The organism is Pseudonocardia sp. OZ21 (genome assembly GCF_059359135.1).
This window is the reverse complement of record NZ_JCADBN010000009.1, coordinates 38,350-63,422: the sequence shown is the minus strand read 5'-3', so window position 1 is coordinate 63,422 and position 25,073 is coordinate 38,350. Positions and strand designations below refer to the sequence as shown.

Annotated in this window: 25 protein-coding genes; 23 read left to right on the top strand and 2 right to left on the bottom strand. The window is 72.0% G+C overall.

Annotated features, from left to right (window positions below; translation table 11 throughout):
* Positions 1 to 7: 7 nt before the first annotated feature.
* The 4 genes from AC5L35_RS20925 (at position 8) to AC5L35_RS20910 (ending at position 3,244) form a co-directional block, all read left to right on the top strand.
* Entirely contained in the window at positions 8 to 457 is a 450-nt protein-coding gene (locus tag AC5L35_RS20925; protein WP_495061357.1) for a Fur family transcriptional regulator, read from the top strand.
* Positions 454 to 1,542 carry a CAF17-like 4Fe-4S cluster assembly/insertion protein YgfZ gene (gene ygfZ, locus AC5L35_RS20920; RefSeq protein WP_495061356.1) on the top strand — a complete coding sequence of 363 codons (1,089 nt, stop codon included), beginning with the start codon at positions 454 to 456 and terminating at the stop codon, positions 1,540 to 1,542. Before AC5L35_RS20925 ends, ygfZ begins: the two co-directional genes overlap by 4 nt.
* 86 nt (positions 1,543 to 1,628) lie before the next feature.
* The gene (locus AC5L35_RS20915) at positions 1,629 to 2,825 is read left to right on the top strand and encodes an MFS transporter (protein ID WP_495061355.1); all 1,197 of its coding nucleotides are present in this window, start codon (positions 1,629 to 1,631) and stop codon (positions 2,823 to 2,825) included.
* Between the two features lie 212 nt (positions 2,826 to 3,037).
* The gene (locus AC5L35_RS20910) at positions 3,038 to 3,244 is read left to right on the top strand and encodes a DUF3073 domain-containing protein (protein ID WP_346282162.1); all 207 of its coding nucleotides are present in this window, start codon (positions 3,038 to 3,040) and stop codon (positions 3,242 to 3,244) included.
* A gap of 113 nt (positions 3,245 to 3,357) precedes the next feature.
* On the opposite strand, the gene AC5L35_RS20905 is transcribed toward AC5L35_RS20910, so the two are convergent.
* Positions 3,358 to 4,113, bottom strand: a complete 756-nt coding sequence (locus AC5L35_RS20905) for a GntR family transcriptional regulator (protein ID WP_495061354.1) — start codon at positions 4,111 to 4,113, stop codon at positions 3,358 to 3,360.
* A gap of 119 nt (positions 4,114 to 4,232) precedes the next feature.
* Between AC5L35_RS20905 and iolC the strand changes: the two genes are divergently transcribed.
* The 14 genes from iolC to AC5L35_RS20835 all read left to right on the top strand — a co-directional run bounded on the left by iolC (position 4,233) and on the right by AC5L35_RS20835 (position 18,424).
* Positions 4,233 to 5,237 carry a 5-dehydro-2-deoxygluconokinase gene (gene iolC / locus AC5L35_RS20900; RefSeq protein WP_495061353.1) on the top strand — a complete coding sequence of 335 codons (1,005 nt, stop codon included), beginning with the start codon at positions 4,233 to 4,235 and terminating at the stop codon, positions 5,235 to 5,237.
* Positions 5,230 to 6,105: a Cgl0159 family (beta/alpha)8-fold protein gene (locus AC5L35_RS20895; RefSeq protein WP_495061352.1), complete on the top strand. Its 876-nt coding sequence runs from the start codon at positions 5,230 to 5,232 to the stop codon at positions 6,103 to 6,105. Before iolC ends, AC5L35_RS20895 begins: the two co-directional genes overlap by 8 nt.
* The gene (iolB, locus tag AC5L35_RS20890; protein WP_495061351.1) at positions 6,102 to 7,007 is read left to right on the top strand and encodes a 5-deoxy-glucuronate isomerase; all 906 of its coding nucleotides are present in this window, start codon (positions 6,102 to 6,104) and stop codon (positions 7,005 to 7,007) included. Before AC5L35_RS20895 ends, iolB begins: the two co-directional genes overlap by 4 nt.
* Entirely contained in the window at positions 7,004 to 8,911 is a 1,908-nt protein-coding gene (gene iolD / locus AC5L35_RS20885; RefSeq protein WP_495061350.1) for a 3D-(3,5/4)-trihydroxycyclohexane-1,2-dione acylhydrolase (decyclizing), read from the top strand. Before iolB ends, iolD begins: the two co-directional genes overlap by 4 nt.
* Entirely contained in the window at positions 8,908 to 10,404 is a 1,497-nt protein-coding gene (locus AC5L35_RS20880; protein ID WP_495061349.1) for a CoA-acylating methylmalonate-semialdehyde dehydrogenase, read from the top strand. The genes iolD and AC5L35_RS20880 overlap by 4 nt, the downstream gene beginning before the upstream one ends.
* Before the next feature lie 2 nt (positions 10,405 to 10,406).
* Positions 10,407 to 11,330, top strand: a complete 924-nt coding sequence (locus AC5L35_RS20875) for a TIM barrel protein (protein WP_495061348.1) — start codon at positions 10,407 to 10,409, stop codon at positions 11,328 to 11,330.
* A 50-nt stretch (positions 11,331 to 11,380) separates the two neighbouring features.
* Positions 11,381 to 12,376 (top strand): substrate-binding domain-containing protein, encoded by a 996-nt coding sequence (locus AC5L35_RS20870; RefSeq protein WP_495061347.1) that lies wholly within the window; start codon positions 11,381 to 11,383, stop codon positions 12,374 to 12,376.
* Between the two features lie 59 nt (positions 12,377 to 12,435).
* Positions 12,436 to 13,500, top strand: a complete 1,065-nt coding sequence (locus tag AC5L35_RS20865; RefSeq protein ID WP_495061346.1) for an ABC transporter permease — start codon at positions 12,436 to 12,438, stop codon at positions 13,498 to 13,500.
* A gap of 7 nt (positions 13,501 to 13,507) precedes the next feature.
* On the top strand, positions 13,508 to 14,323 hold the full coding sequence (locus AC5L35_RS20860; protein ID WP_495061345.1) for an ATP-binding cassette domain-containing protein: 816 nt from the start codon (positions 13,508 to 13,510) through the stop codon (positions 14,321 to 14,323).
* A 28-nt stretch (positions 14,324 to 14,351) separates the two neighbouring features.
* A complete protein-coding gene (locus AC5L35_RS20855) occupies positions 14,352 to 15,368 on the top strand; it encodes a Gfo/Idh/MocA family oxidoreductase (protein WP_495061344.1) in 1,017 nt (338 codons plus the stop codon).
* A complete protein-coding gene (locus AC5L35_RS20850; protein WP_495061343.1) occupies positions 15,365 to 16,234 on the top strand; it encodes a sugar phosphate isomerase/epimerase family protein in 870 nt (289 codons plus the stop codon). Before AC5L35_RS20855 ends, AC5L35_RS20850 begins: the two co-directional genes overlap by 4 nt.
* On the top strand, positions 16,231 to 17,277 hold the full coding sequence (locus tag AC5L35_RS20845) for a Gfo/Idh/MocA family oxidoreductase (RefSeq protein ID WP_495061342.1): 1,047 nt from the start codon (positions 16,231 to 16,233) through the stop codon (positions 17,275 to 17,277). The genes AC5L35_RS20850 and AC5L35_RS20845 overlap by 4 nt, the downstream gene beginning before the upstream one ends.
* Entirely contained in the window at positions 17,274 to 18,146 is an 873-nt protein-coding gene (locus AC5L35_RS20840) for a sugar phosphate isomerase/epimerase family protein (RefSeq protein WP_495061341.1), read from the top strand. The genes AC5L35_RS20845 and AC5L35_RS20840 overlap by 4 nt, the downstream gene beginning before the upstream one ends.
* Positions 18,147 to 18,250: 104 nt before the next feature.
* Positions 18,251 to 18,424 carry a hypothetical protein gene (locus tag AC5L35_RS20835; RefSeq protein WP_495061340.1) on the top strand — a complete coding sequence of 58 codons (174 nt, stop codon included), beginning with the start codon at positions 18,251 to 18,253 and terminating at the stop codon, positions 18,422 to 18,424.
* 253 nt (positions 18,425 to 18,677) lie between these two features.
* Here AC5L35_RS20835 and AC5L35_RS20830 read toward each other — a convergent pair whose 3' ends face one another.
* Positions 18,678 to 19,814, bottom strand: a complete 1,137-nt coding sequence (locus tag AC5L35_RS20830) for a LacI family DNA-binding transcriptional regulator (RefSeq protein ID WP_495061339.1) — start codon at positions 19,812 to 19,814, stop codon at positions 18,678 to 18,680.
* Between AC5L35_RS20830 and AC5L35_RS20825 the strand changes: the two genes are divergently transcribed.
* The 5 genes from AC5L35_RS20825 to AC5L35_RS20805 all read left to right on the top strand — a co-directional run bounded on the left by AC5L35_RS20825 (position 19,807) and on the right by AC5L35_RS20805 (position 25,062).
* Positions 19,807 to 21,045 carry a cytochrome P450 gene (locus AC5L35_RS20825; RefSeq protein WP_495061338.1) on the top strand — a complete coding sequence of 413 codons (1,239 nt, stop codon included), beginning with the start codon at positions 19,807 to 19,809 and terminating at the stop codon, positions 21,043 to 21,045. The two genes, AC5L35_RS20830 and AC5L35_RS20825, sit on opposite strands and share 8 nt — an antisense overlap.
* Complete coding sequence (locus tag AC5L35_RS20820) at positions 21,042 to 22,037, top strand: PDR/VanB family oxidoreductase (RefSeq protein ID WP_495061337.1); 996 nt, start codon at positions 21,042 to 21,044, stop codon at positions 22,035 to 22,037. The genes AC5L35_RS20825 and AC5L35_RS20820 overlap by 4 nt, the downstream gene beginning before the upstream one ends.
* Positions 22,038 to 22,106: 69 nt before the next feature.
* Complete coding sequence (locus AC5L35_RS20815; RefSeq protein WP_495061336.1) at positions 22,107 to 23,273, top strand: phytanoyl-CoA dioxygenase family protein; 1,167 nt, start codon at positions 22,107 to 22,109, stop codon at positions 23,271 to 23,273.
* Positions 23,273 to 24,049, top strand: coding sequence for an SDR family oxidoreductase (locus AC5L35_RS20810; RefSeq protein WP_495061335.1), 777 nt, complete (start codon positions 23,273 to 23,275; stop codon positions 24,047 to 24,049). Before AC5L35_RS20815 ends, AC5L35_RS20810 begins: the two co-directional genes overlap by 1 nt.
* A gap of 11 nt (positions 24,050 to 24,060) precedes the next feature.
* Entirely contained in the window at positions 24,061 to 25,062 is a 1,002-nt protein-coding gene (locus AC5L35_RS20805; protein ID WP_495061605.1) for a Gfo/Idh/MocA family protein, read from the top strand.
* Positions 25,063 to 25,073 lie beyond the last annotated feature (11 nt).

The window sequence follows — 25,073 nt, the reverse complement described above, 5'->3', positions numbered from 1 at the left end:
TCCGTCGATGCTCGATCCAGCTGGCGGATCATCGGCGCTGCGCCGGACACTGCACCAACGGGGCCTTCGGATGACTCCGCAACGGCAGTTGGTCCTCGACGCCGTCCGCACCCTCGGCCATGCCACCCCGGAGCAGATCTGCGCCGAGGTCCAGCGGGCCGCACCTGCGGTGAACATCACCACGATCTACCGCACGTTGGACCTGATGGAGCGCATCGGCCTGGTGCGCCACACCCATCTCGGACACGGCGCCCCCACCTACTCCGAGCAGGAACACCAGCACGTCCACCTGGTCTGCCATTCCTGCGGCACCGTCTCCGAGGCTCCGACCGACCTGATGGACGGTCTGACCCGGCGGCTGCGCAGCGACATCGGCTTCGAGCTCGACCCCTCCCATGTCGCGCTGTCCGGAATGTGCAGCACCTGCCGCGAGACCACGCCAGAGGAGCTGTCATGACCAGCACGGACCAGACGCTCCCCGGCGCCGACTCCGACCCGCAGGTGCCCGCCCACCGGGGCGACCCGCTGGCCGAGCAGCGGGCGATGGCGCGCACCGCCGCGGTGGTCGACCGCGGGCACCGCGGCGTCATCGCCGTCACCGGTGAGGACCGGCTGAGCTGGCTGCACCTGCTGCTGAGCCAGCACGTCAGCGAGCTACCGGCCGATACCGGCACCGAAGCGCTCATCCTCGACATCAACGGCCGCGTGCTCCACCACATGGTGGTCGCACACGCCCGGGACACCGTGTACCTCGACACCGAGCCCGGCGACGTCCCCGAACTGCTCGGCTATCTGCAGAAGATGGTGTTCTGGTCGAAGGTCGAACCGCGCGACGCCACGGACGAGTTCGCGGTGCTCAGCATCGTCGGACCGGCCACGGCGGACGTGCTCGAGAAGGCGGGCTGCGCCGTGCCCGCCGCACCGCAGGGGGCAATTGCCCTGCCCGACGGCGGGGTGGTGCGGCGGATGGGATGGCCGGGCACCGATGCCGCCGACCTGCTCGTCCCGCGGGAGGCACAGGCCGCCTGGTGGGACCGGTTGACGGCGGCAGGCGCACGGCCGGCGGGCACCATGGCCTTCGAGGCGATGCGCGTGGAGTCCCTGCGGCCCCGGCTGCACGTCGACACGGACGACCGCACCATCCCGCACGAGGTCGGCTGGATCGGCTCGGCCGTGCACCTGACGAAGGGCTGCTACCGCGGGCAGGAGACGGTCGCGCGGGTGGCCAACCTCGGGCGGCCCCCGCGGCGGCTCGTGCTGCTGCACCTCGACGGCGGCGACGAGCGCTTGCCGCTGCCGGGCGACCCGGTGCTGCGCGACGGCAGGCCCGTCGGCCGGGTCGGCACGGTGGCCCTGCACCACGAGCTGGGCCCGGTGGCGCTCGCGCTGCTCAAGCGGTCCGTGCCGGTGGACGCCGAACTGGTGGCAGGCACCGAGGACCGCGCAGCACCCGCGGCGGTCGACCCGTCCTCGGTGCCGCCCGAGGACGACGCCCCTCCCCCCGGTCGTGCCGCCCAGATCCGGGGCGGGCTGCGGGGCTGAGCCCACGCCGTTGCGTGCTCCGTCCCACAGTCCGCATCGTGGGAAGACGCTCCTGCCCTTCGGGATGACCGCCTAGGGTCGATCGCGTGGTGAGGGGCCCTGGGTATCGGTGGGTGGTGCTCGCGGTGGGCACCGCGGCCCAGGCCGCCACAGCCGCTTACTTCCTCGGGCTCTCCGCCGTCACCCCGGCCCTGCGTGACCACTTCGGACTCGGGCTCGCCGCGGTCGGCACCCTCATCGGAGCGATCTCCGTCGGTCTCGTCCTCACCCTGATCGCCTGGGGAGGGGCGGCCGACCGGTTCGGCGAGCGCGGGGTGATGAGCGTCGGGCTGGTCGGGGCGGCCGCGGCGCTGGCCGGGGCGGCGTTCGTCCACAGCCCGCTCTCCGCGGGCGCCCTCCTGGTCCTCGCGGGCGCCTCCGGCGCGAGCGTGAACGCGGCCAGCGGCCGGGCGGTGCTCACCTGGTTCCCGTCCGAACGCCGGGGGATGGCGATGGCCGTCCGCCAGACGTCGGTGCCGGTGGGGGCGGCCCTGGCGGCCGCGGCGCTGCCGCCGATCGCCACCGCAGGCGGGATCCCGGCCGTCTTCCTGACGCTGGCGGTCACCTGCCTCGTCGCCGCGGCCGCGGTGGCGATCTGGGTTCGCGAGCCACCGGGCCGTCCCGCCCGCGGCACCCGGCCGGCCACCGGCGTCATGACCGTGGTGGCGGACCGGCGGCTGCTGCGGCTGAGCCTCGCGGGCCTGCTGCTGGTCGTCCCCCAGTTCCTCGGTTCGGTCTTCCTCGTCGAGGTGCTGCATGACGGCTCCGGGCTCGACCTCGGCCTGTCCAGCGGGCTGCTCGCGCTGACCCAGGTGCTCGGCGCACTGGGGAGGCTCGGGAACGGTTACTGGTCCGACCGCGTGTCGAGCAGGCTCGGACCCCTGCGCGTCGTCGCCGTCGTGGCGGCCGTCGGGTTCGGGCTGTCCGCGGCGCTCGAACCGGGACCGGCACCCGTGCTCGCCGCCGTGCTGGTGCCCGCCGCCGCGGTGGCGATCAGCTGGAACGGCCTCGTCTTCACCGCTGCTGGGGAGCTCGCTCCGCCCGACCGGGCCGCCACCGCGATGGCCGTGTCCAACACCGCCAACTACGTCGCCGCCGCGGTGGCTCCCCCACTCGGCGGCTTCGTCGCCGAGGTGGCCGGCTGGCCCGCGATGCTGGGGATGGGGGCGGTGGCCGCGCTGGGGGCGTTCGTCGCCTTGATCCGGTTGGCCGAGCCCGTGGCCGGACGCAGCGCCGGCGCCTGACCTTCACGGTCTCCACCTGCGGACATCGGCTGATCCAGACGCTCCGGTTCCGACGCGCCCGAGCGGCAGAGAGCGTGTGAAGTCACACAACTGGTGCCACATCGCACACGACCCCATCCGCAAGGTACGGTGGTCACCAGGACATTGATGAGATGTGAATGGGGCCGCCGAGTTATCCGGCCGCCCCTTCCCTGTTGTAAGGGGGACCAGCCATGGGGCGCGGACGAGCCAAGGCCAAGCAGACGAAGGTGGCCCGAGAGCTCAAGTACAGCTCCCCCACCATGGATCTCGACGCGCTGCAGCGCGAGATCGGGAGTGGGACGGCACCCCGCAACGGTGGGGCCGAAGACGACTACGTCGACCCGTACGCTCCGGAGGCGGACGACGAGGACGAGGCCCCGAGCCGCCGGTACAGGTGACGCCGGGGCCCCAGCAGGGCCGGCGGGTCACCTGCGTCGGGCTCCCCGCGGGGTGACATGACGGTGGTGCGACAGCTTCACGACGAGCCGGCACTCACAGGTGCCGGCCCGTGTCAGGTGGAGAGCGTCAGCTCGAAGGCGTACCGGCTCGCGCGGTAGATGTGCGAGCCGTACTCCACGCCTTGGCCGCTCGCGTCCCAGGCCGTGCGGGTCATCGTGAGCAACGGCGCACCCCTGACGTCCTCGAGCACCGTGGCCTCGGCCGCGGTCGCGGTTCGTGCTCCCACCACCTGCGTGGCCATTCGCGGTGCATACCCCGCTGCCCGCAGCAGCTCGTAGAGCCCTCGCCCCTCGAGGTCCTCGCGCCGTAGCGGCAGCACGTCCACCGGCACCGCGTTGTGCATGATGGCGAGCGGTTCACCGTCCGCGAACCGCAGTCGCTCCACCCAGGTGACCTGAGCGTTCTCGTCGAGCCCGAGCGCCTCCGCCACGTGGTCCGGCGCGCGCCGCACCTCCAGCGTCCGGACCTGCGTGTGCGGCTTCTGTCCCGACTTCGCCAGGTCGTCGTAGAGGCTGGAGAGCTCCACCGGGCGGCGGACCTTCGGATGCACGATCTGCGTGCCCACCCCGCGCTTGCGGATGAGCACGCCCCGTTCCACGAGGTACTGCACGGCCCGGCGGATCGTCGGCCGTGACACTCCGAGGCGCCCGGCCAGCTCCACCTCGTTCTCCAGCCGCCCCCCGACCGGCATCCCGCCGCTCTCGATCAGCTGCTGCATCCGGCTCGCCACCTGGAAGTACAGGGGCACCGGGCTGGTGCGATCCAACCCCACCTCCGGGATCAGGCCCCTCGGGCCCGAATGCTCCACGGGGTACTCCTTCGACAGTTATGTCAGGACAAAGTGTTGACAGGTAACACAGGTCAGAGTACATCTGTCCGAGTGTCCCGGGTCACTACCGGAGCACGACGCGAACGGAGAGGACAGCGATGACGCCGGGGGCCGACGCGGGGCACGCACCGCCAGACGCCGGGAGCGACCGCACGAGCGCCCTCGAGGTGCTCACGATGGGGCGCATCGGGGTGGACATCTACCCGTTGCAGATCGGGGTGTCGCTGCGCGAGGTGCAGACGTTCGGCAAGTACCTCGGGGGCAGCGCGTCCAACGTCGCCGTCGCCGCCGCACGCCACGGCAGGCGCAGCGCGGTGATCACCCGCACCGGCGAGGACCCGTTCGGCGAGTTCCTGCACGACGCGCTGCGCGGCTACGGCGTGGACGACCGGTACGTCACTGCGGTGCCCGGGCTGCCCACCCCCGTCACCTTCTGCGAGATCTTCCCGCCCGACGACTTCCCGCTGTACTTCTACCGCCTCCCCAAAGCCCCCGACCTCGAGATCCACACCGACGAGCTCGACATGGACGCCGTGCGGTCCGCCGACATCTTCTGGGTGACCGGCACGGGCCTTTCCCAGGAGCCGAGCCGCGGCGCCACGCTCGCCGCGCTCCGCGAGCGGGCCAAGAGCGGCATCACGGTCCTCGACCTCGACTACCGGCCGATGTTCTGGCCCTCCCGTGAGGAGGCTCGCCGGTGGATGCAGGAGGCGCTGCCCCACGTGACGGTGGCGGTCGGCAACCTCGACGAGTGCGAGACCGCCGTCGGGGTCCGTGAGCCCCGCGCCGCCGCCCAGGCCCTGCACGACTCCGGCGTCGAACTGGCCGTTATCAAGCAGGGGCCCGCCGGGGTACTCGCCTCCGACGGCACGCAGGAGGTGCAGGTACCGCCGGTGCCCGTCGAGGTGGTGAATGGGCTCGGTGCCGGTGACGCGTTCGGCGGGGCGCTGTGCCACGCGCTGCTGGCGGGGTGGGACCTCGAACGGGCGATGCGCTTCTGCAACACCGCAGGCGCCATCGTCGCGGGACGGCTCGCCTGTTCCGACGCCATGCCCACCACCGACGAGGTCGAGGCGGGGCTGGGGGAGGTCATCCGTGCGTGAGGAGCAGCTCCGCAACCTGATCGACAGCCGCGTGCGCAGGCCCCGTGCCGTGGCCGAGGCCGCGGCACGGCGGCGCAGGCCCGGCTCGCTGCTCGCCGAGCACGGCAAGCTGATGATGATCGCCGCCGACCACCCGGCCAGGGGCGCGCTCCGTGCCGGCGGCAGGCCGCTGGCGATGGCCGACCGCGCCGACCTGCTCGACCGGTTGTGCCTCGCGCTGTCCCGCCCCGGCGTGAACGGCGTGCTCGGCACCCCGGACGTCCTGGAGGACCTCCTGCTGCTCGGTGCCCTCGACGGCAAGGTGGTGGTCGGCTCGATGAACCGGGGCGGGCTGGCAGGCACCAGCTTCGAGATCGACGACCGCTTCACCGCCTACGACGTGCCGAGCATCGCGGCGTCCGGGTTCGAGGGCGGCAAGATGCTCCTCCGTATCGACCCGGAGGACCCCGCCACGGCCACCACGCTCGAAGCCGGTGCGCGTGCGGTCGGCGAGCTGGCCCGCAACGGGCTGATGGCGATGGTCGAGCCGTTCATCTCCCACCGCGTGGACGGGCGCGTGCGCAACGAGCTCACCGCCGAGGCCATGATCCGCGCGGCGTGCGTGGCGGCGGGGCTGGGAGCCACGTCCGCCTACACGTGGCTGAAGGTGCCGATCGTCGACGAGATGGAGCGGGCCATGGCCGCCACGACGTTGCCCGCGCTGATCCTGGGCGGCGAGGTGACCGACGACCAGGACGCCGCGTTCGCGAGCTGGAGCAAGGCGCTGGCCCTGCCGACGGTGCAGGGCCTGGTGATCGGCCGTTCCCTGCTCTACCCGCCGAACGACGACGTCGCCGGAGCCGTGGATGCGGCGGTGAGCCTGCTGTGACCGAGCTCGTGAGCGAGACGCCGACCGTCGGCCCCGTGGTCCGCAGAGGTGAGACGGCCGACGGCACGTTCTCCCTCGTCATCACCCCGGAGACCGCGGGCTGGGGCTACAGCAGCCTGCGCGTGCTCGACCTGCCCGCGGGTGGGAGCGTCGGCTTCGACACCGGCGAGGACGAGATGGTGGTCCTCCCGCTGTCCGGTGCCTGCGCGGTGGAGTGCGACGGCGAGACCTTCGAGCTGGCCGGGCGCGAGAGCGCGTTCTCCCGGGTCACCGACTTCGCGTACGTCCCGCGCGACGCACGGGTCACCGTCTCGTCCGTGGCGGGCGGCCGGTTCGCACTGCCTGCGGCCCGTGCCTCCCGCAGGCTGGCGGCCCGGTACGGCCCGGCCGACGGCGTGTCGGTCGAGCTGCGCGGAGCCGGGCAGGCCAGCAGGCAGGTCAACAACTTCTGCACCCCCGAGGCGTTCGATGCCGACAAGCTGATCGCCGTGGAGGTGCTGACCCCGGCCGCGAACTGGTCGTCCTACCCGCCGCACAAGCACGACGAGGAGCGCGAGGGCGAAGCGCGGCTGGAAGAGGTCTACTACTTCGAGGTCGCACCCGGCCCGGCCGGAGAGGGCATCGCCTACCAGCGCGTCTACTCCTCGGGGCCGGGACGCGAGATCGACGTGTGCGCCGAGGTGCGCAGCGGCGACACCGTGCTCATCCCGCACGGCTGGCACGGGCCGTCGATGGCCGTGCCCGGCTACGACCTGTACTACCTCAACGTCATGGCCGGGCCGAGCCCGGACCGGGCGTGGCTGATCTGCGACGACCCGGCCCACGGATGGGTCCGCGGCACGTGGGACGCCCAGGAGATCGACCCTCGGCTGCCGCTGACGACCACGGAGGAGCGTTCATGACCGTCCGGCTGACCGTCGCCCAGGCGCTCGTCCGGTTCCTGGCGGCCCAGTACAGCGAGCGCGACGGCGTCGAGCAGCGCCTGATCCCCGGCTGCTTCGGCATCTTCGGGCACGGCAACGTGGCGGGCGTCGCGCAAGCGCTGCTCGAGATCGCCGAGAGCGGCGACCTCCCGTACCACCTGGCCCGCAACGAGCAGGGCATGGTGCACGCCGCCGTCGGCTACTCCCGGATGCGGAACCGACTGCAGGCCATGGCGTGCACGGCGTCGATCGGGCCGGGGTCCACCAACATGCTCACCGGAGCGGCGCTGGCCACCACCAACCGCATCCCGGTGCTGCTGCTGCCGTCGGACATCTTCGCCACCCGCGTGGCGAGCCCGGTGCTCCAGGAGCTGGAGCAGCCCTCCGGCTACGACGTGTCGGTGAACGACGCGTTCCGGCCGCTCTCGCGCTTCTTCGACCGGGTCTGGCGCCCCGAGCAGCTCCCGGCGGCGCTGCTCGGAGCGATGCGGGTGCTCACCGACCCGGCCGAGACCGGCGCGGCGACGATCGCGCTCCCGCAGGACGTGCAGGCCGAGGCGTACGACTGGCCCGACGAGCTGTTCGCGAAGCGCGTCTGGCACATCCCGCGTCCGGTGCCCGAACCTGCCGCGCTGGCCCGAGCGACGGCGATCATCCGGTCGGCGCGCCGTCCCCTGCTCGTGGCGGGCGGCGGGGTGCACTACAGCGAGGCAGGCGACGCGCTGCGCCGCTTCGCCGAGGCCACCGGCATCCCCGTCGCCGACACGCAGGCCGGCAAGGGCGCGCTGCTGTGGGACCACCCGCAGGCCGTCGGCGGCGTGGGCTCCACCGGTTCCCCGGTGGCCAACGCGCTGGCCCGCGACGCCGACGTCGTGATCGGGGTGGGCACCCGCTACAGCGACTTCACCACCGCGTCGCGCACCGCGTTCCAGAACCCGGACGTCCGCTTCGTGAACGTCAACATCGCGGGGTTCGACGCCGCGAAGCACGCCGGTTCGACCCTCGTGGCCGACGCGAGGGCTGCGCTGGAGGCGCTCGTCGACGCGGTCGAGGGGTACCGCGTCGACGACGCCTACACGGCGGCGCACCGGGCCCACGCCACGGAGTGGAACCAGGTGGTGGACCAGGCCTTCCATCTGGGGCACGGGCCGCTCCCGGCCCAGACCGAGGTGCTCGGTGCCCTCAACGAGGAGATGGACGCGCGCGACGTCGTGGTGCAGGCGGCCGGTTCCATGCCGGGTGACCTGCAGATGCTCTGGCGGGCGCGCGACGCGAAGCAGTACCACGTCGAGTACGCCTACTCCTGCATGGGCTACGAGATCGCCGGCGCGCTCGGGGTGAAGATGGCTGCGCCTGACCGCGAGGTGTTCGCGCTGGTCGGAGACGGCTCCTACCTGATGATGTCGCAGGAGCTGGTCACCGCGGTGTCCGAGGGGATCAAGCTCAACGTCGTCATCGTGGAGAACCACGGGTTCGCCTCGATCGGGGCGCTCTCGGAGTCGCTGGGTTCGCAGCGCTTCGGCACCGCCTACCGCTACCGCAACCCCGAGACGGGGCAGTTCGACGGCGACGTGCTCCCGGTCGACCTCGCCGCCAACGCGGCAAGCCTCGGCGCCGACGTCATCCGGGTCCGGACGATCGAGGAGTTCCGTGCCGCCGTGGCGCGGTCCCGCGCGTCCGACCGCACCACCGCCATCCACATCGAGACCGACCCGCTCGCGCCCGTCCCGTCGTCGGAGAGCTGGTGGGACGTGCCCGTGTCCGAGATCGCCCGGCTCGACAGCACGAACCAGGCCCGCAAGACCTACGAGGCGCACAAGGCGGAGCAGCGACCCCTGCTGCGGCCGTCCGGTGCGCCCGGCTCCCAGGAGGGATCGTCGTGAGGACCATCACCCACTGGATCGGTGGCAAGTCGGAGCCGGGCACCTCCACCCGCACCAGCCCGGTGTGGAACCCCGCCACCGGGGAGCAGCAGGCCGAGGTGGCGCTCGCGAACCAGGAGGACATCAGCTCGGCCGTCGCCACGGCTGCCGCCGCATTCGAGACGTGGTCGCAGTCCTCGCTGTCGACGCGCACCAAGGTGCTCTTCGCGTTCCGCGAGTTGGTGAACGCGCGCACGCAGGACATCGCGGAGATCATCTCCGATGAGCACGGCAAGGTCGTCTCCGACGCCAGGGGCGAGGTGCAGCGCGGGCTGGAGGTCGTCGAGTTCGCCTGCGGCATCCCGACCCTGCTCAAGGGCGAGTACTCCGACCAGGTCTCGGGTGGCGTCGACCTCTTCTCGTTCCGGCAGCCGCTCGGGGTGTGCGCGGGGATCACCCCGTTCAACTTCCCGGCAATGGTGCCGATGTGGATGCACCCGGTGGCGATCGCCTGCGGCAACACGTTCGTGCTCAAGCCGAGCGAACGCGACCCGAGCGCGTCCATGCTGGTGGCGGAACTGTGGACCGAGGCCGGGCTGCCCGACGGCGTGTTCAACGTCCTGCACGGCGACAAGGAGGCGGTCGATGCGCTGCTGGACCACCCGGACGTCGCCGCGGTGTCCTTCGTCGGCTCGACGCCCATCGCGCGCTACATCCACGAACGCGGCTCGGCGAACGGCAAGCGCGTGCAGGCCCTCGGCGGCGCCAAGAACCACGCCGTCGTCCTCCCGGACGCTCCCCTCGACTATGCCGCAGACCACCTCGTCGCGGCCGCGTTCGGCTCGGCCGGCGAGCGCTGCATGGCGGTGTCGGCGGCCGTCGCCGTCGGTTCCGCCGCCGACGACCTCGTGGCCGCGGTGAGTGAGAAGGCCCGCGCCGTGCAGGTCGGACCGGGACGCGACCCGGCCAGCGAGATGGGCCCCGTCGTCACCGCCGCCGCCCGCGACCGCATCGTCGGGCTCATCGGCAGCGGCGCCGACCAGGGCGCCACGCTGGCCGTCGACGGCCGCGGCCTGACGGTTCCCGGCTACGAGGAGGGCTTCTTCGTGGGCCCGACCGTGATCGACAACGTCGGCCGCGAGATGGACGTCTACCGCGAGGAGATCTTCGGGCCGGTCCTCTCGGTGGTGCGCACCGAGTCGGTCGACGAGGCGATCGCGCTGATCAACGCCAACCCGTACGGCAACGGCACCGCCATCTTCACCTCCAGCGGGGAGGCGGCGCGGCGGTTCCAGCGCGGGGTGAACGTCGGCATGGTCGGGATCAACGTGCCGATCCCGGTGCCCATGGCCTACTACTCCTTCGGCGGCTGGAAGGACTCGCTCTTCGGCGACAAGCACGTCCACGGGCCGGAGGGCGTCTCGTTCTACACGCGGGCGAAGGTGATCACGTCACGGTGGCCGCAGGTCGAACACGCCACCGGCGCGTCCTACCACTTCCCGACGGCGACCTGATCATGGCCGCGTTGGACAGGCTCACCCTCGGCACCGCCCCCGACTCGTGGGGCGTGTGGTTCCCGTCCGACCCGCACCAGGTCGGCTGGAAGCAGTACCTCGACGAGATCGGCCAGGCCGGCTACACCCACACCGAGCTCGGCCCGTCCGGGTTCCTGCCGCAGGACCCCGGGCAGCTGCGCGACGAGTTGCAGACCCGCGGGCTGACCCTGTGCGGCGGCACGATCTTCGCCGGCCTGCACCGCGGGGGCGAGGCGCTGGACGACGCGATCGAGGCGTGCAGCAGGGAGTCGCGGCTGCTCACTGCGCTCGGCGCCCGCCACCTCGTGCTGCTGCCGGAGCAGTACACCGACATGCATACCGGCGCCGCCACCGAGCCCGGCGACATCGACCCCGAGCAGTGGAAGAACCTCACCACCGGCTACGACCGGCTGGGGAAGCTGCTGCACGAGGAGTTCGGCGTCGACCTGGTGTTCCACCCGCACGCCGACACCCACGTGGACACGCAGGTGCGGGTGGAGCGGTTCCTCGCCGACACCGACCCGCAGTACGTGAACCTGTGCCTCGACACCGGCCACATCTCCTACTGCGACGGCGACAACATCGCCATCATCCGGCGCTTCCCGGAGCGCATCCGCTACGTGCACCTCAAGCAGGTCGACCCCGCCGTCCGTGAGCGCGTCCGCGTCGAGAAGCTCTCGCTCGCCGAGGCCGTGCCGCTCGGGGTGATGGTCGAGCCGCCGTACGGCGACCCGGCGATGCCGCCGCTGCTCGACGCCCTCGCCGCACTCGACACCGACCTGTTCACGGTGGTGGAGCAGGACCTCTATCCCGTGGAACCACACGTCCCGCTACCGATAGCCGCCCGCACGGCGGGGTACTTCGCAGGGTGTGGCCTCGGACCGGTCCGACGGTGGCCCTACTGACCCGATCCCGGTCCGTCACCGCTGGCGGGCCGACACTGGAAGGAAACTCGATGAGGAGTCCCGGGAAGTCGATGCGGGCGCTGGCGGTGGTCGCAGCGCTCGGTGTCGTGCTGGCCGCGTGCAGCAGCCAGGGCGGCGCGAACGAGGCCGAGCAGAACAGCGGCCCCGCCGTCGGCAATGCAGGCGGCAGGCAGTACACGATCGCGATGGTCACGCACGAGGCCCCGGGCGACTCGTTCTGGGACAAGGTGCGTGCCGGCGCCCAGCAGTCGGCGAAGGCGCTCAACGTCGACCTGAAGTACTCCAACAACAACGACGCCGGTCAGCAGGCCACGCTGGTGCAGAACGCCATCGACAGCAAGGTCGACGGGATCGCCGTCACGCTGGCGTTCGCCGACCAGGTCGGACCGGCCGCGCAGAAGGCGGTGCAGGCCGGGATCCCGACCGTCGCCTTCAACTCGGGCATCACCGACTACACGAAGTACGGGATCCCCATGTACTTCGGGTCGGACGAGGACCTCGCCGGTCAGTCGGCGGGCCAGCGGATGGCCTCCGATGGCGGCCGCAAGGCGATCTGCGTGGTGCAGGAGCAGGGCAGCGTCGCGCTCGAGGCCCGCTGTGCCGGCGTGAAGAAGACCTTCCCGAACACCGAGAACCTGCAGGTCAACGGCACGGACCTGCCGTCGGTGCAGCAGACGATCGGCGCGAAGCTGCAGCAGGACCCCTCGATCACCGATGTCGTCACGCTCGGCGCGCCGATCGCGCTCGCCGCGCTGCAGGCCAAGCAGGGCACCAGCAGCCAGGCCAAGATCGTGACGTTCGACCTGAACGCCGATGTCGCCAAGGACATCCAGGACGGCTCGATCGACTTCTCGATCGACCAGCAGCCCTACGTCCAGGGCTACATGGCCGTGCAGGCGCTCTGGCTCAACCTCACCAACGGCAACGACATCGGCGGCGGCAAGCCCGTGCTGACCGGTCCGTCGTTCGTCGACAAGAGCAACATCGACAAGATCGCGACGTACGCAGCCAACAACACTCGCTAGTTCACGGCGGTGGGGCCGGCGCGCCGGCTCCACCGCGCCGCCCACCCCTGGAGCCAGTCATGAGCTCAGCCGTGACGACATCGCCGCCGCCGCAGTCTCCGTCCGCCCCGGAACCGGCACCGGTCCGCCGGTCGATGGTGTCCCGTGTGCTCGGGCGCCCGGAGATCGGTGCACTCGCGGCCGCGATCGCCATCTTCATCTTCTTCTTCGCGGTCGCGGCGCCCTTCCGGACCCTGCCGGCGTTCTCGACGGTGCTGTACGCCAGTTCGACCATCGGCATCGTCGCGGTCGGCGTGGCCCTGCTCATGATCGGTGGGGAGTTCGACCTCTCGGCCGGTGTCGCGGTGGCCACCGCAGCGCTCGCCTCGGCGATGATCTCCTACCAGTTCAGCCTGAACGCGTGGGTCGGCGTGCTCATCAGCCTGGTCATCGCGCTGGCGATCGGCTTCGTGAACGGCTATCTGGTGGTGCGGACGGGGATTCCCAGCTTCCTCATCACCCTGAGCACGTTCTTCGTGCTGCAGGGCGTCAACCTGGGCGTCACCAAGCTCGTCACCGGCACGGTGGCAACCACCAACATCGACCGGCTCGACGGGTTCACCTCGGCGCGCGCGGTCTTCGCGAGCGACATCGACCTCGGCTTCATCACCATCAAGATCACGGTGCTGTGGTGGATCGTGTTCGTGGCCATCGCCACGTGGGTGCTGCTGCGCACCCGCACCGGCAACTGGATCTTCGCCTCGGGCGGCAACGCCGCCAGCGCGCGTGCGGTCGGTGTGCCCGTGCCCAAGGTCAAGATCGGCCTGTTCATGGGCGTCGCGTTCCTGGCCTGGTTCCTCGGCCAGCACCTGCTGTTCAACTTCAGCAGCGTGCAGGCCGGTCTCGGCGTGGGCAACGAGTTCATCTACATCATCGCCGCGGTCGTGGGCGGCGCGCTGCTCACCGGCGGCTACGGCTCCGCGGTGGGTTCCGCGCTCGGGGCGTTCATCTTCGGCATGGTCACCCAGGGCATCGTCTTCGCCGGCTGGGACCCGAACTGGTTCAAGGCCTTCCTGGGCGCGATGCTCCTGCTGGCCGTGCTCGTCAACCTTTACGTCAAGAACTACGCGAGCCAGAGGCGGTGAGACGGCCATGACCGACACGATCGCGGAACACGCCGCACAGGATCTGCAGGCCGGCTCCCCGCTGGTCCAGATGGAGAACGTGGGCAAGGCCTACGGTGCCATCCGGGCCCTCGAGGGCGTCAACCTGACGGTGAACGCCGGCGAGGTGACCTGCGTCCTCGGTGACAACGGTGCCGGGAAGTCCACCCTCATCAAGATCATCTCCGGTCTGCACCCGCACACCGAGGGCAACGTCAAGGTCGACGGCGAGACGGTGCACTTCTCCTCGCCCCGCGAGTCGCTCGACCACGGCATCGCCACCGTCTACCAGGACCTCGCGGTGGTCGGGCTGATGGAGGTGTGGCGGAACTTCTTCCTCGGCTCGGAGATCCGCAAGGGCAACTACCCGCTCGCCCCGATGGACATCAAGGGCATGCGGGAGATCGCCGACGCCGAGCTCAAGAAGATGGGCATCACGGTCAAGGACATCAACCAGCCCATCGGCACGCTGTCGGGCGGCCAGCGCCAGTGCGTCGCGATCGCCAGGGCCGTGTACTTCGGCGCGCGCGTGCTGATCCTCGACGAGCCGACCGCCGCGCTGGGCGTCAAGCAGTCCGGGGTGGTGCTCAAGTACACCGCCGCTGCGCGGGACGCCGGCCTCGGAGTCGTGTTCATCACCCACAACCCGCACCACGCGTACATGGTGGGCGACCACTTCATCATCCTGAAGCTGGGTCGCTGCGTCCTCGACAAGAAGCGTGCCGAGGTCTCCCTCGACGAGCTCACCGCGGAGATGGCGGGCGGGCAGGAGCTCGCCGAGCTGTCGCACGAGCTCGAGCGCTGAAGCACCCGACTCCAGGAGAGGAAACGACGTGACTCTGAACGTCGGCGTCATCGGCGTGGGCCTGATCGGACAGGACCACATCAGGCGGCTCACCCACGTCCTGTCCGGGGCGCGGGTCGCCGCGGTCACCGACGTGGATCTGGCCAGGGCACGGACGGTCGCGGACGACCTCCCGGGCGCGGTGCTGCACGACAGCGGCCAGGACCTCATCGCCGACCCGAGCATCGACGCGGTGGTCGTCACGTCATGGGGACCCACCCACGAGGAGTACGTGCTGGCCTGCATCGCGGCCGGCAAGCAGGTGTTCTGCGAGAAGCCGCTCGCCACCACCGAGGCGGCCTGTACCCGGATCGTCGACGCCGAGGTCGCGGCGGGACGGCGGCTGGTGATGGTCGGTTTCATGCGCCGCTACGACCCGCAGTACCGGGCGATGAAGCAGGTGGTGACCAGCGGGGAGATCGGCCTGCCGCTGCTCATGCACGCCGCGCACCGCAACCCGTCGGTGCCGCCGCACTACACCAGCGACATGATCATCAACGACAGCACGGTGCACGACATCGACGTCGCCCGCTGGATGTTCGACGACGAGATCGCCGCCATCACCGTGCTCAAGCCGCGGGTGAGCAGCAAGGCTGCCGCGGGCTTCAACGACCCGCTGCTCGTGCTGCTGGAGATGGCGAGCGGCGTGGTCGTGGACGTCGAAGCCATGGTGAACGCGGGCTTCGGCTACGACATCCGCGGCGAGGTGGTCTGCGAGGACGGCACCGTCGAGCTGTCGGAGAGCGCCGGCGCCCTGGTCAAGACCGCGGGCCGGGTCAGCGGCCGGGTGCCCGCCAACTGGCAGGAGCGCTTCGTCCGCGCGTTCGACACCGAGTTCCAGGCGTGGATCGACGCCGTCACCGCGGGCGGCACCACCGGCCCCAGCGCGTGGGACGGCTACGCGGCCACCGTGTCGTGCGAGACGGCGCTGGCCGCACTGCACTCCGGGGAGCGCGTCCCGACGGTGCTGCGTGAGCGCCCCGATCTCTACAAGGAGGTGCCGTGAAGCTCGCCGTCGACCCCTACATGCTGCGGAAGACGCCGCTGCTGGAGCTCCCGGCGCTGGTGGCGGAGCTCGGCTACCAGCACATCGAGCTGTCGCCGCGCGAGGACTTCATCCCGTTCTTCGTGCACCCGCGGGCCGACCGGGCGACCATCGCGGCGTTCCGCAAGGAGCTCGCCGGCGCCGGCGTGGAGATCGCCTCGGTGCTGCCGCTCTACAAGTGGTCGGGCCCCGACGAGGACGAGCGGCAGGCCGCGGTGCGGTACTGGCGCCGGGCCATCCAGATCACCGTCGACCTGGGATGCGACGTCATGAACTCCGAGTTCAACGGGCGCCCCGAGCAGGCGGCGGCCAGCGAGGCACAGTTCTGGCGCTCGCTGGAGGAGCTGCTCCCCGTCTTCGAGCAGGAGGGCGTGCGGCTCGTGCTGGAGCCGCACCCCGACGACTTCATGGAGGACGGGCGGGGCGCGGTCGACCTGATCCGCGGGATCGACAACGAGCTCGTCTCGTTCCTGTACTGCGCGCCGCACACGTTCCACCAGGGCGGCGACCTCGCCGACGTCATCCGCTACGCCGGCCCGCTGCTCACCCAGCTGCACATCGCCGACTCGTTCGACCACACCGGCAGCTCGGGCCTGCGCTACATCGTCAACCCCCCGGGGTCGGCGGTGCGCATCCACCAGCACCTCGACGTGGGCCAGGGCGAGGTCGACTGGGACCTGTTCTTCTCCACACTCGCCGAGGTCGGGTTCGACGGGATCGCCACGGTCTGCGTCTTCGCCTGGGAGGAGCGGGCGCGGGAGTCGCTCGTCGGCAACCGCGAGAAGGTGCAGGAGTACCTGGGCCGCCACGCGATGGTGAGCGCATGAGCCGCCGCGTCGCCGTCGGGCTCGCCGGGCTCGGGCGGATGGGCCGGATCCACGCGAAGAACCTGGCGTCGCGCTGCGCCGCGGCCCGGCTGGCGTGCGTGTACGACGCGGACAGCGCCGTCGCCCGGGAGGTCGCCGAGCAGCTCGACGTGCCCTGGACGGCGAGCTTCGACGAACTGCTCGCCCACGACGGGGTGGAGGCGGTCGCGATCGCCACGCCGACGGGCACGCACGCCGGGCTCGCGGTGGCCGCCGCTGCGGCCGGCAAGCACGTCTTCTGCGAGAAGCCGATCTCGCTGGACCGCGACACCACACTCGCCACCATCGACGCCGTCGCCCAGGCCGGTGTGCTGTTCCAGGTGGGCTTCCACCGCCGCTCCGACCCCGACTGGGTGGCCGCCGCGGAGCGGATCCAGGCCGGGGAGCTGGGCGCCGTCACGCTGTTCCGCACGTCGCTGCGGGACATGACCTCTCCGCCGCCCGCGTACCTCACCGGCTCGGGCGGGTTCTTCGTCGACGTCACGGTGCACGACCTCGACGTCGCCCGCTGGCTGGTGGGCGAGGTCGTGGAGGTCAGCGCGCACGGCGCCGCCGCCGACCCGGCCTTTGCCGCGCTCGGCGACATCGACACGGCGGTCGTCGTGCTGCGCTTCGAGAACGGCGCGCTCGGCGTGATCGACAACAGCCGCTCGGCTCGGTACGGCTACGAGTGCTCCACCGAGGTGATGGGCAGCGCCGCGACCGTCCGGATCGACGCCCCGCAGCGGCACCACTACGAGTGGCGCACCCCGGGGCTGGCGTCGCACGACATCCCGCGCGACTTCGAGGAGCGCTATCCCGAGGCGTACGCCGCGGAGCTGGACGCGTTCGGACGCTCCGTGCGCGACGGCACTGCGCCCCGGGTGACCGGCCACGACGCTCTCGCCGCGTTCGACCTGGCCACGGCCGCCCGCCGGTCGTGGGAGACGGGCCGCCCGGTCGGCACCAAGCCCCTGCGTACGCCCCACGGCGTGCTGTACGAACTGGAGGAGCAGTCGACGTGAGTGACCAGAGGATCGCGGGGGCGCCCATCTCGTGGGGCGTGTGCGAGGTGCCCGGGTGGGGCTACCAGCTCCCGCCCGAGCGCGTGCTCGCGGAGATGCGGGAGGTGGGTCTCGCCGCCACCGAACTGGGGCCGGACGGTTTCCTCCCGGCCGAACCGGGTGCGATGGCCGAGGTGCTCACCCACCACCACCTGCAGGCCGTCGGTGGGTTCACGCCGCTGCTGCTGCACGTGTCCGAGCACGACCCGGTGCCCGAGGTGGAGAAGCTGCTCCAGGCGTACTCGGCGACCGGATCGGACGTGCTGGTGCTCTCGGCCGTCTCCGGCCGCGACGGGTACGACACCCGCCCCGTCCTCGACGACTCGGGCTGGCGCACTCTGCTCACCAACCTGGACCGGCTCACCGACCTCGCGACCGAGCACGGCGTCCGCGCGGTGCTGCACCCGCACGTCGGCACGATGGTGGAGAACCCCGAGGAGGTGCAGCGCGTGCTCGACGGCTCGTCGATCGCGCTGTGCCTCGACACCGGCCACCTGCTGATCGGCGGCACCGACCCCGCCGAGCTAGCGCGGCAGGCACCCCACCGGATCGCCCACACCCACCTCAAGGACGTCGACGCGCGGCTCGCCGGCGAGGTGCAGTCGGGCAGGCGCTCCTACACCGAGGCCGTGCGGGAGGGGATGTACCGCCCGCTCGGCCAGGGCGACGTCGACTTCGGCGCGATCGTCGGGCATCTGCGCGGGCAGGGCTACGACGGGTGGTACGTGCTGGAGCAGGACACGATCCTCGTGGAGGAGCCGCGCGGGGAGGGCCCGGTGGCTGACGTGCGCGCGAGCGTGGAGCACCTGCGCGCGATTCTGCCCATCTGACGGGGCGTACCGTGTGAGGGCCCTCACGCGAGGGTGTCACGTCCAGGGGTAACAGCACGGGGGCCTGACGAGACCCGTCCACTTCAATGGGGAAAGCTGCCGAAGTGATCAACATCTCTGTCTCGGCGCGGTCGCTGGCCGCGGCCCGCTCGATCGACCCCGACGTCTCTCCCGCCGCCGTACGGGCCGCCGTCGAAGTGGCCATCGCCGAGCATCTGCGCGAACTACGGCGCTCCCCCGTCACCGACCGCCCCCGCCCCGACCCCCAGAACGGATAGCCGACGGAATCCCGGAACGACCATGGCGCCGCCGGCTCGCAGGCGGCTCGATGATCGCCGCGAAAACCGCGGATCCGCCCCCGTGAGGGCGAAGGCGCGAGTCTCGGAGTGATCATGGTCCCGACGGCCTGCCCGGCGTGCGTCCGGTGGACTCCCCGAGACCCAGCCGGCCCGGGGCAGGCGCCCGCTCGATGATCTGCGCGAGATCCGCCCGGCCGCCCTCCCGAGGGCAAAGGCGCGGGTCTCCGAACGATCACTCCCGCCGGGGTTCGGGGGGAGTGGGTCGTGGCGGCCCCGTCGTCCCCCGCACGACGAGCCGCGGGGTGAGCACGACCTGCCGGGTGTCGGTCCGGTCGCCGTCCAGGCGTTCCACGGCCGCCTCCACGGCGTGCACGGCCTGCGCAGGGGCCTCCTGGCTCACCGTCGTGAGGTCGACGTGGGCGAGGCGGGCGAGTGCGCTGTCGTCGTAGCCGACGACCGACACGTCCGCTGGTACCCGCACCCCCGCCCGGAGGAAGACGTCCAGGAGGCCGATCGAGCTGCGGTCGTTGGCCGCGACCACCGCGGTCGGGAGGGAGGGCTCGGCGAGCAGCAGGCGCGCCGCCGCCGCTCCCGCCGCCTCGTCGTAGCCGCCCGGCACCACCCGCGCGCTGTCCAGGCCGTGCCGCCGGGCCGCCGCGAGGAAGCCGGTGCGGCGGTCGGCGGCCATCGGAGCGTCGCCGCCGTCGACGTGCACGACGTGCCGGTGGCCGAGACCGACGAGGTGGTCGACGGCCTGACCGACCCCCTGGTCGTCGGCCACGCGCACGACGTCGAAACCCGACGGCTCGACGTTGCGGCCCACCACCACGGTCGGGATCCGACCGCCGAGCTGGGCCAGCGCGTCAGCGCCGAGTTCGGGGGAGAGCAGGAGGAGAGCCTCACAGCGCAGGTCGAGCAGCGTCTCGACGACGCGGCGCTCGTCGTGCGCCGGGGTGACCGCACCGAGTGCGACGGAGTAACCGCGCTCGTCCGCGGCCATCTGCACCTCCTCGGCGAGCTCGGCGCGGAACGCGTCGCGCAGGACGACCGGCACGCCGAGGAGGTGGGTGCGCCGGCGTGCCAGCAGGCTGGCGGTGCGGTCGGGCCGGTAGCCCAGGCGCGCGGCGGCCTCCAGCACCCGCTCCCGGGTCTGTGCGCTCGGGCCGGAAACGCCCCGGAGCACGAGCGACACCGATGCGGTGGACACCCCGACGTCGGCGGCGACGTCCTCCAGCCTGGGCCTGCGGCCCGGGTTCGCGACGCTCAGGACGACCCCCACTCTTGACACGACCTCGGTGCGGCTCGCATAGTACTCGAAGTTAAAGCGCTTTAAGAGCCCGCCCGCATCGAGGAGGTACGCGGTGCCCACGCTCAGTCCCCCGGTGGTCTACGACCCCTACTCCGCCGCTTTCAAGGCCGACCCGTGGCCGGTCTACCGGCAGCTGCGCGACACCGCGCCCGTCTACTCCAGCGAGAAGTGGGGCTTCTGCGCCCTCTCCCGTTTCGACGACGTCCGGGCCGCGGCCCGCGACCACGAGACCTACCTGTCGTACGAGGGCATCGACATCGACGACACCGCCAGGGACATGAGCGCTCCGGGCTTCCTGCCCGACATCGACAACCCGCGCCACGACCAGCTCCGCCGCATCGTGCAGCGGACGTTCCTCCCCCGCGCGATCGCGAAGCTGGAGGACGACGTCCGGCGCGTCGTCACCGGGCTCGTCGACCGCTTCGCCGACGCCGGCGAGGCCGACATCGCGCAGGACCTGTCCTGGCCCATCCCCTACGCGGTGTTCTTCGACGTGCTCGGGCTGCCCACCACCGGCTCCGACCGCGAGGACCTCGTGCGCTGGTCGCACGGGCTCAAGGACCGCGAGAACGACGACCCGAGGCTCACCCCCGTCGCGTGGGACGCGCTGCACCGCACGAAGGACTACCTCGCCGAGATCCTCATGGAACGGCGCGGGAACCCGCGCGAGGACCTGCTGAGCACGCTCGTCACCGCGGCCGTCGAGGACCACGACGGGGAGCCGTTCGCCCCAGCGGTGATCGACCGCGACTCCGAGATCGTCGGGCTGGCGTTCGTGCTGTTCATGGCCGGTGTGGAGAGCACGTCGGCCCTCCTGTCGACCGCCTTCCGCGAGCTCGCCCTCAACCCGGACCAGCGCCGCCTGCTGCTGGCCGACCCCACACGGATCCCCGCCGCGGTGGAGGAGGCACTGCGGTTCGACGCGCCGCTGCAGGTGGCGGGCCGCACCACCACCCGCGAGGTGGACCTGCACGGCGTGACGATCCCGGCCGGGCAGCGGGTGTTCCTGGTCTACGGCTCGGCCAACCGCGACGAACGCCAGTACGAGGACCCGGACCGCTTCGACGTGACTCGGCAGCAGAAGCGGCACATGTCGCTCAGCGAGGGCCTGCACGGCTGCCTCGGCGCCCCCCTCGCCCGGCTGGAGGCCCGCATCGCGCTGGAGGTGGCGCTGCCCCGCCTGGGCGACTACGCGATCTCCGGGCCGATGCACCAGTACCGCAGCACGCCGAACATGCGCGTGCTCGACCACCTGCCGATCTCGTTCACCCCGGCCGGGAGGAACTCGTGACCGTCACCGCCCAGCCGACCGCCACGACCACCCCGGCCGCCGCCGAGTACGAGCTGGACGCCGTGGTGGCCGACCGCCGGGTCGCCGCCGAGGGCGTCGTGATCCTCACCCTGCGCGAGGCGGCCGGTGGCCCGTTGCCGCCGTGGGAGCCCGGTGCCCACGTCGACCTGCTGCTGCCGGGGGCCGACGACGGTCCGCTGATCCGCCAGTACTCGCTCTGCGGCGACCCCACCGATCGCTACGCGTGGCAGCTGGGAGTCCTGCGTGAACCCGACGGCCGTGGCGGCTCGGCCCACGTGCACGACGCGCTGCATCCCGGTGGCCCGGTGCGCGTCCGCGGCCCGCGCAACCACTTCCCGCTGCTGCCCGCGCGGCGGTACCTGTTCATCGCGGGCGGCATCGGCATCACCCCGATCCGCACGATGGTCGCGGCCGCCGAGGCGGCGGGGGCGGAGTGGGAGCTGGTCTACGGCGGCCGGACGCGGACGTCGATGGCGTTCCTCGACGAGCTGCCCGGTGCCCGCGTGTCGGTCCGCCCGCAGGACGAGACCGGCCTGCTCGACCTCGGGAGCCTGCTCGGCGCGCCCCGCGTGGACACGCTCGTCTACTGCTGCGGGCCGGAGCCGCTGCTCGACGCGGTCGAGGAGCGCTGCGCGAGCTGGCCGCCCGGGTCGTTGCGGGTCGAGCGCTTCTCCCCGAAGCCGGTCGACGAGCCGGTGCTCGCGGGCTCCTTCGAGGTCGAGCTGGAGCGCAGCGGGCTCGCACTGACCATCCCGCCCGGCCGCTCGATCCTCGAGGTCGCCGAGGAGGCCGGGGTGAGCGTCCTGTCCTCGTGCAGCGAGGGCACATGCGGGACCTGTGAGACGGCGGTGCTGGCCGGCGAGCCCGACCACCGCGACTCCGTGCTCACCGACGAGGAACAGGCCGCGAACGACTGCATGATGATCTGCGTCTCGCGCTCGCGCTGCCCTCGTCTCGTGCTGGACCTGTAGAGATGGACCGATGAAGCTCGGCGTCCACCACGCCTGCCTGCACCCGCGAACCCTTCGAGGAGGACGAGGATGCCCCGCACCACGCACGCCACCCGGGGACGGCTGACCGAGGCCGACTGCCGGCTCGCCGATCTGGTCGCCGTCCTGGCCGAGCCCATCGACGCGGGCCGCTACCCGCACGCCGCCGCCGTCGAGCAGGGGGTGCTGATCTACGAGACGCCGAGCGTGCTCGCCGCGGCCGGCACGGACGCCGGTCGCCGGGACGTCCGGTCGGAGCTCGTCGACGCCCTCACCGACGGTCCCGGGGTCGTGGTGTTCCGGGGCGCCTTCCCGGACCGCGCGGTCGTCGACCGGGCCACCGCGGAGTTCGAGGAGCTGATCGCCGAGCAACGGGCGGCCGGCACCGTCGCGGGCGACCACTTCGCGCCACCGGGGGCGAACGACCGCGTCTGGAACGCGCTGGAAAAGCTCGCGGTCCGGGCGCCGGAGGTGTTCGTCGACTACTACGCCAACGACGTGCTCGCGCTGGTCTCCGAGGCGTGGCTGGGCCCCGGCTACCAGGTGACCTCGCAGGTCAACGTGGTCAATGCGGGCGGGCAGGCGCAGGTCGGCCACCGCGACTACCACCTGGGGTTCCTGCCGGGAGCGGCCATCGAGCGCTACCCGGCCCACGTGCACCGGCTCTCCCCCGTGCTCACCCTGCAGGGGGCAGTCGCGCACTCCGACATGCCGGTGGAGAGCGGCCCGACCCTGTACCTGCCGCACTCGCAGAAGTACGAACCCGGCTACCTCGCCACGAACCTGCCGGAGTTCCGGGAGTACTTCGAGACCCACCACGTCCAGCTGCCGCTGCAGACCGGCGACGCGGCGTTCTTCAACCCCGCGGTGATCCACGGCGCCGGGCACAACCGGTCCGCCGACATCCGGCGGATGGCCAACCTGCTGCAGGTCTCCTCGGCCTTCGGGCGGGCGATGGAGACCGTCGACCGGGAGCGCATGTGCCTCGCACTCCTTCCCGCGCTGCGCGACCGGGGCGCGGACGCCGCAGGCAACGCGATCGCCGCGGCGGCGGAGGGCTACGCGTTCCCGACCAACCTGGACCGCGACCCGCCCGTCGAGGGCCTCGCCCCACCCAGCCAGGCCGACCTGGTGCGGCGCGCACTCGCCGAGGACTGGGACGACGACACCTTCCGGGCCGAGCTGGCGGCCTGGTCCGAGCGCAGGAGGACAACCTGATGGGACTGCTGGACGAGCGGGTCGTGCTGGTAAGCGGCGGCACGCAGGGGGTGGGGGCCGGCGTGGCGCGGGCCGCGGCCCGGGAAGGGGCGTCGGTGGCCGTGTCCGGCAGGCGCCGCGAGCCGGGCGAGAAGCTGGTGGCCGAGCTGCGGGAACGCGGCGCCGCCGCGCTGTTCGTGCCGGCCGACGTCGCCGACGTCGGGCAGGCACAGGCGTCCGTCGCCGCGGTGGTGGCGGAGTTCGGCCGGGTGGACGCCCTGGTCACTGCGGCCGGGCTGACCTCGCGGGGCACCCTCGTCGACACCACGCCCGAACTGTTCGACGCGCACATCGCCGTCAACCTGCGCGGCCCGTTCTTCCTCATGCAGGCGGCCGTGCGCGACATGCTCTCCCGAGGCGCACCCGGCTCGGTCGTGAACGTGATCTCCTCGTCCGAGCTGGGCGGGCAGCCCTTCCTCGCGCCGTACGTCGCCGCCAAGGCGGGCCTCGCGGGCCTCACGCGCAACGCCGCCCACGCCCACCGGTTCGACCGGATCCGGATCAACGGGCTCGACATCGGCTGGACCGACACCGAGGGCGAGGACGCCACCCAGCGCGCCTTCCACGCCGCCGACGACACCTGGCGCGAGCAGGCCGCGCAGCGACTCCCGATGGGCAAGCTCGGGCAGGTCGACGAGATCGCCGACTTCGTCGTCTTCCTGCTCTCCGACCGCAGCGGTGTCGTCACCGGCTCCGTCATCGACTGGGACCAGAACGTCTTCGGAGGGCTGGACTGATGGCCGGTGCACTGCGCCTGGGGCTCATCGGCCTCGGCCGGATCGGCGCGTTCCACGCGCAGACGCTCAGCGACCTGCCCGCCGTCGGCTCGCTCGTCGTCACCGACGCCGTTCCCGGGGTCACCGCCGAGGTCGCCGAGCGGGTGGGCGCCGAAGCGGTCGACTCGCCCGCGAAGCTGCTGGCGGCCGGCGTCGACGGCGTGCTGATCGCGGCCGCCACCGACGCCCACCCCGAACTGCTCCTCGCCGCCGTCGACGCCGGGCTGCCCACGTTCTGCGAGAAGCCACTCGCCCGTGCAGCGGCCGACGCGCTCGCCGTGGCCGAGCGGGTGCGGGCGGCCGGCGTTCCCGTGCAGGTCGGCTACCCCCGGCGGTTCGACCCCGGCTTCCTCGCCGCCAGGGCGGCGGTGGCGAGCGGCGAGCTCGGGTGGCTGCACACCGTCCGCTCCACCACCCTCGACCCGGCTCCCCCGCCCCCCGCCTACATCGCGGGCTCGGGCGGGATCTTCCGGGACTGCGCCGTGCACGACTTCGACGCGGTCCGCTGGGTCACCGGGCGAGAGGTGGTCGAGGTCTACGCCACCGGCTCCAACAAGGGTGAGCGGTTCTTCACCGAGGTCGGCGACGTCGACACGGCGGCCGCCGTGCTGACCCTCGACGACGGCACCCTCGCCGTCGTGTCGAACAGCCGGTACAACCCGCGGGGCTACGACGTGCGGCTGGAGCTGCACGGCTCGGCCGACAGCGTCGCCGCCGGGCTGGACGACGGGCTCCCCCTGCGCTCGACCGAGCCCGGCGTCACGTTCCCGGCAGGCCCGCCACACGGGTTCTTCATGGACCGGCTCGCAACCGCCTTCCGCGCCGAGCTCGCCGCGTTCGCCCAGGTGGTTGCCGGTGAGCGGCCCTCTCCGTGCACCGTCGAGGACGCCATGGAGGTCGTCTGGATCGCCGAGGCCGCTGCGCTCTCCCTGCAGGAGCACCGACCGGTGCGCATCGAGGAGCTCCATCACTGAGGACAAAAGGG